This window comes from Cupriavidus sp. HMR-1 (assembly GCF_000319775.1).
GTDB lineage: Bacteria > Pseudomonadota > Gammaproteobacteria > Burkholderiales > Burkholderiaceae > Cupriavidus > Cupriavidus metallidurans.
The window spans coordinates 1-5,922 of sequence record NZ_ANKP01000159.1; the positions used below are offsets into that span (position 1 = coordinate 1).

At 59.0% G+C, this 5,922-nt stretch carries 2 protein-coding genes and 3 pseudogenes; 2 read left to right on the top strand and 3 right to left on the bottom strand.

All coding sequences use genetic code 11. The features are described from left to right. Positions 1 to 189 precede the first annotated feature (189 nt). Positions 190 to 1,440 (top strand): site-specific integrase, encoded by a 1,251-nt coding sequence (locus D769_RS18630; RefSeq protein ID WP_008648153.1) that lies wholly within the window; start codon positions 190 to 192, stop codon positions 1,438 to 1,440. Between the two features lie 623 nt (positions 1,441 to 2,063). After that, the gene (locus tag D769_RS32725; protein WP_241227884.1) at positions 2,064 to 2,639 is read left to right on the top strand and encodes a tyrosine-type recombinase/integrase; all 576 of its coding nucleotides are present in this window, start codon (positions 2,064 to 2,066) and stop codon (positions 2,637 to 2,639) included. Here the strand turns inward: D769_RS32725 and D769_RS32730 are convergent. The 3 pseudogenes from D769_RS32730 to D769_RS18645 form a co-directional block, all read right to left on the bottom strand. Then, positions 2,567 to 2,716 (bottom strand): annotated as a pseudogene (locus D769_RS32730) (reverse transcriptase domain-containing protein); the annotation flags it as partial. The gene D769_RS32725 and the pseudogene D769_RS32730 sit on opposite strands and share 73 nt — an antisense overlap. A gap of 526 nt (positions 2,717 to 3,242) precedes the next feature. Further along, positions 3,243 to 4,394: pseudogene (locus D769_RS32735) on the bottom strand (recombinase family protein); the annotation flags it as partial. Between the two features lie 321 nt (positions 4,395 to 4,715). After that, positions 4,716 to 5,438 (bottom strand): annotated as a pseudogene (locus tag D769_RS18645) (reverse transcriptase domain-containing protein); the annotation flags it as partial. Positions 5,439 to 5,922: the final 484 nt, after the last annotated feature.

Here is a 5,922-nt window from a genome sequence, read left to right on the forward strand (position 1 = left end):
AGCAATTCGACCGACTGGAATTCCTAGCAGGCGAGTAATCGCAAGCTTTCGATTACTCGCCTAATACGAAGAATCCCGTAATCGGAAGGACACTGCCGAGTCCCAGGACAGTTCGCATTTTTTTGCGATTCTGCTTTCCATTATGGGCACGTGGCATCCTCATACTTCGTCTTGTCCGAGGAGGTTCCCATGTCCGCTTCGCTATCAACTGATGAGCTTTTGATCGAGAATCTGCAGGCTCATCTGAGGGCCGAAGGATATTCCCTACGGATCCAACGGTGGTATCCGGCCCGCGTACGTCAGTTACTGGATTACTGCGACCGTAATGGACTGTCGATCGAAGCCGTTCGCTCGGGGCACGTGACGCGGTTCTTGCGCGGGCAATATCGGCTCTCGCGGAAACGGTACAGCAAGTTGCCTCCGTTTCAGAGATGGCGACATCGATACACCGGTGCCATCAATATGATGCTGCGTCTTGTGCATGGAACATGGCCAGTTCCGGATCCACCGTGCACCGCGCTCGAAGTCTTTCATCGCGACATCGTCAAGGACTACGATGCGTGGTTGCGCGACCTGCGTGGACTGCACCCACTGACACGAGCCAAGCGCACCAAGCGTGCGCTGCAATTCCTGACTTCACTCGGGCAGCGAGCAGACCAGCAGGGTCTTGCGGATCTGAGTGTTTGCGATCTTGACGCGTACTTGAAGCAATGCTGTGACGGATTGCGGCGCAGTTCCATCGAAGATCGAACCGTCTGCCTCCGCGATTTTCTTCGCCACCTATGGCGCACGGGTTGCACTGCCGTCGACCTCGCGAGCACCGTGATTGGACCGCACATCTATGAGCACGAAGGTATTCCGGTCGCCCTTCGGACAGAGGAAGTGCAGCGCGTTCTGGAGGTGACTCGGAAGGATCTCTCGTCAGTTGGTCTGCGCGACTACGCCATCTTGATCCTGTTGTCGACCTACGGATTACGTGCTGCAGAAGTCGTAAATTTGCGCCTGGACGACATTGACTGGAGGCGGGACATTCTCCGCGTGCGCCACTCAAAGACAGGAACCTACTCCGAGCTTCCATTGCTACGCGAACCAGGTGAAGCCGTGCTCCGATACGTAGAGAAGGCACGCCCGTCAAGCATTCATCGGGAGCTATTCCTGCGCATCCAGGCTCCGCACCGCCCGTTCAAGGACGGATCGATCCTCAACTGCGTCACGAGCGCTCGTCTGAGGGCGGCTGGAGTCACGCCGCAAGGAAGGAAAGGTCCTCACGCCTTCCGCCACGCACGCGCCGTGAGCCTGCTCCGGTCTGGAGTACCGCTCAAGATCATCGGCGATGTTTTGGGTCACACGTCTGCTGCCGCGACCGCAGAATATCTGAAGCTCGCGACCGAGGATCTGCGAACCATCGGACTTGATCTGCCAAGAGGAATTCTGCCATGACTCACTCCCCGTCCATCGATGCAGCATCCGTCGAGCAATTTTTGCGGGCGCAAGGTTTTCGCCATCCTGCCACGCACAAAAACTATGCGAACCTCCTCTGCAACTTCAACAGCTTTCTCACGAACTGCGGCGCGATTACTTCACCGGATGTATCAATCGTGCAGCAATGGCTGAAGGAACACAGTCTCAAGTGGCAGGCACACATCCTCTATCACCGAACCCTCCTGATCGAGCGATATATTCAATGGCTGCACGATCAGGAACTCATCGCGTCAAATCCATTCGCCGAATTACATCGGCAGTACGGTCCGCACACCGCACCGATTGTTCGAGCCCTCGTCAGTGAGGATAGCGAGGCTGCGCTTCAGAAACCGCGGCGGCTCCCTTGCTTCGGAAGTTTCCTTGGGCCAGTGATGGAAGGGTATATCGCGCACATGCACGTCCTCGGCTATCGCTATCGCACCGAAGAGGAGACGCTCCTGCGCTTCGATCGCTTCTTGCAATGCCATCCTGAGCTGGGCGGGCTTCCGCTGGCCGAGCTCGTTGAGCATTGGAGTCAAGAGGAGCCGTCGCCGTACCAGCTTTACGTGGCTCGGAGAGCCGGCCGCATCGTGTCTAAAGCGATGCACCGGATTGACCCGCGAGTGCCGATTCTGCCCATCGGCGATGGGGTTGCTCGTGCGGCTCGGCAACAGCAGCGAACTCCCTATCTCTACACGGACGACGAGATACAGCGCATTCTGCAGACGGCGCTGTCGTATCCCTCGCCGAAGGCACCGTGGCGTCCTGTTACGCTCTTCACAATGCTCGTGCTGGCGTACTGTGCCGGTCTTCGGGGAGGTGAGATCGCGCGTCTGGTGCTCGGCGATGTCGATCTACGTGAGCAGACTATCGAGATTCGGGAGACGAAGTTTTATAAGAAACGTCGCTTGCCTCTGGCCCCTGGAGTCATGACCGTGCTCGAGCACTATCTTGTCATGCGCGACCAAGCCGGTACCCCAACGAATCCTGAGAGCCCATTATTCTGGAGTCCACAGAGAAACTGCGGCTACACAGTTGGTGGATTACGGATCGTTCTGACGGATGTCCTGCGACGCGCGAACACCAAACCTGCGCATGGAGTAGTCCGGCGCAGCAACGCCATCACCCGCTCGCCCGCCTGGCGACTGCACACGTACACGTTGCAATCATCGGCGTAGCGCGCGAAGCAGTGATCCCGCCGCTCCAATTCCCGGTCTACTTCGTCGAGCAGGACGTTGGCCAGCAGCGGCGACAATACGCCGCGTACAACGTTGCATACTTTTCACTCCGTCGTCTGAATCATTCGAATTTTCGCTGTCGGGAGCCCCAGGCTGTGGGTCAACCCTGAACACAACAACGATTTCATCCTTGTGGATTTCGACACGCTTGACCAGACCCAAAACGATCCTGCGCTTCGTCTCAAGATCAATCGTGTCCAGTCTTTCGGTGACGGCGCCTGCAAATTCCTCGAGCCGATTAATAACTAGAAACAGCTCGCTTTGCACCGCGCCTTGCTGCCTGGACTCAAGAATCTGCTGCTCAATCTGCTCAAGCCGATTCTTCAATTGCTGCATCTTCGGGTCGAAGTCTGACTTATCGAGGATACCGTCCGCATAGCTGTCGATCAGCCGGGACTTGCCCTTTTCCAACTGCAGCCGCTGCTTTTCTAAGTTGCTCGTGTCGAAGGCACTCTTCTCGCTGCGCTCCATCATATCCAGTCGACGCTCATATTCGCTCTTCAAGCGTTCTGGATGCTTGAGCAATTCCACAACCTGATGCCATACCAGCTCATCGAGTCTGTCTGTTCGTACCTGCAGATTGTCACAGATGCGGTGGCCGCCGAAACGGTAGGCATCGGTCCCAACACAGCGGTAATAGGCGTAGTCCTGTTGATGCCCCTTCGCCGCTGCCTTGCTCACCTTCTTTCCGTAATAGGCGTAATGGCACTGGCCGCATACCGTCAACCCTTGCAGCAGGCGTAGCGGGGCACTCTCGCGCCTCTGGCGCGCCAGCTTGCGGTTCTCGGCAAGCTGTTCCTGAGCCGCCTGGAACAGCGCCTCGCTGACGATGGCCGGTACTGGGATCTCGATCCAGTCCTGCGGTTCGGTGCGTGTTGTCGAATGCGGCTTTCTGGGTACGTCGGCACTGTGACGCTGTGCACGCACGCGGACCTGCAGATGGTCGCGTGACTGCGTCTTGCCAAACGCGGCTCGCCCCATGTACGCAGGATTGCGCAAGATGCCCCACACCACACTGCGGTCCCAGTACGGCTTCCCCGACGCCGTCACAGTACCCGACTCGGCAAGGCGGCGTACCACGTCCCCTATGCTCAGGCGCTCCATCCCGACCCACTGGAAGATCGCACGGACCGTAGCAGCCTGGGGCAACTCGATAACGTACCGGGCCGGCGTTCCGTCGAGTTGCCGGCGAATGTAGCGGTAGCCGTAGGGCGCCCCGGACAGGACATTGACACTGCCGCGTTTTGCGCCGTGAAGCTTGCCACGGCGGTGACGCTCGGAGATCTTCGCTCGTTCGTATTCTGCGATCATGCCCTGCATCTGCAATAGCAGCGACTCTTCCGGCGTCGTACCGATCGCGTGATTGAGGAATACCACCTGGACGCCGCAGGCCGAGAACTCTTCCATCAGCAGCGCCTGATGCGCATATTTACGCGCCAGCCGGTCCGGTGACAGGATGTAAAGCTGATCGATCGCACCGAGTGCCGCACAGTCCCTGAGTCGCTCCAGCTGTGGCCTGATCAGCGTCGCGCCGCTCACGCCAGCATCGACGAAACACATGTCGTCGACGATCTGCGCGCCGTCAGCTGCAATACGATCCTTCAGTGCTGCGATCTGGCTTTCAATGGTGCCGCGTTTGTTTTGCTGTTCGGAGGATACCCGCGCGTAGAGCGCAACCATCGCAGCTTTGCTCATCGTCTACCTCGCTTGATGGTCGCTTGCCTGGACTCTGCAGGCCGCGTAGCGGACGGCTGCGCCGTCGCGCGTGCTTCGATCGGATTGATCTGCTCGTAGGCCTTTTGTAACTGTTCTTGGGCATAGCGGTTTGGCTCGAAGGCCAGACGCACGCTCCACTTCTTACGTCTTCGGGTCATCGCTGCACCTGCCTGTCAGCGGGAGCGACCGTCTCAAGGACAAGGTCCACATGGACGTCAGCACAGCTTCTGGACCAGGGCGCCAGACACTCCCTCGAAATGCGCAGACCCAATCTTGCCCGGCAGTTTGCTCTATTGTTGGTGGCGTTAACGGCCCGCCTTGCGGCGTGCCCTCGTCCCGATCCATGACCACCCCGCCATCCATGATTCCCGCGTTCAGATACGACCGAACCAACCGGATCACTCCGGCATCATCGATGCGCTTCTGTAGACGGTCGATCAAAATGTCGTGGTTGACCCGGTCGAAGAACTTTTCCAAATCCACGTCTACCACCACTCGCCGACCCGACTGCACATACGACTGCGCGGCCAATACCGCGTCGTGCGCCCGCCTGCCGGGACGGAAGCCGTAGCTATGCTCGCTGAAGGTAGGGTCCAGAATCGGCTGCAGCACCTGCAGCAGCGCCTGCTGGATCAACCGATCCGTCACCGTCGCGATACCAAGCTCGCGCTCGCCTCCGTCCGGCTTCGGAATCGTTACCCGCCGTACCGGACTGGGCCGGTACGTCCCCTTGAGCAGTTGCTGGCGAATCTCCGGCCACGCCGACACCAGATAGCGAGCGGTCTGATCAATATCCAGACCATCCACGCCAGCGGCACCTTTGTTGCGTCTGACCCGCCTGAACGCCTGCTTCAGGTTCTCTCGCGTCAGCGCTGCTGCCAGCAGCGCCGACCCTGTGTCCTCCGATTCGCGTCGCGGGCCACAGGCTTCGTCACGAGCGAGTTCCCGGCCGGCTTCACCGTCCGCTACCCCCTCCCGCCCCGCTCGCGCGGGCTTCTGACGCAATGCCTGTTGCATCGACACGGCTTCGAACACTCCCTCTCGTTCGGTCCTTCGTCGGCGGAATCGAGCCTTCCCGGCGCTACCCCCAACTACCTCGACCTCTGCTGACTTCTCGCTCCGGCTCGGACGCCGTTACCCTTTCAGGATCGAGGCGAGATCTCCCCGAGTAAGAGACACATACCTTCACCACACAGCCGCCGCATCTACGCCGCCTCGCCTTGGTCACGAGGGTTTCGCGGTTCCTGGCCCGCTCGCCCTGCTTGGCGTCGCCTTATATGACAGTTCTTGTTCATCGGCTCATGATTTACGTTCCACGCTTCCTCCCCACATTCAGTCGCCCTCATGCAGTTGCGTTTCACTTCGTTCGTCGTGACCAACTTTCGGCGGGACTTGCACCCGCAGGTATGCGCCCATGTCGGGCACACCAGGAGTGCGCCCATGCTGGGCGCACAAAAAAAAGGCCTCCCAGTTGGGAGGCAAATACTCTCTTGAATTAACAAGAAAG

What these genes read in the sequence shown, in the direction of transcription:
- D769_RS18630 (WP_008648153.1), top strand. Translation starts at nt 190, where the DNA reads ATGTCCGCTTCGCTATCAACTGATGAGCTTTTGATCGAGAATCTGCAG.
- D769_RS32725 (WP_241227884.1), top strand. Translation starts at nt 2,064, where the DNA reads ATGCACCGGATTGACCCGCGAGTGCCGATTCTGCCCATCGGCGATGGG.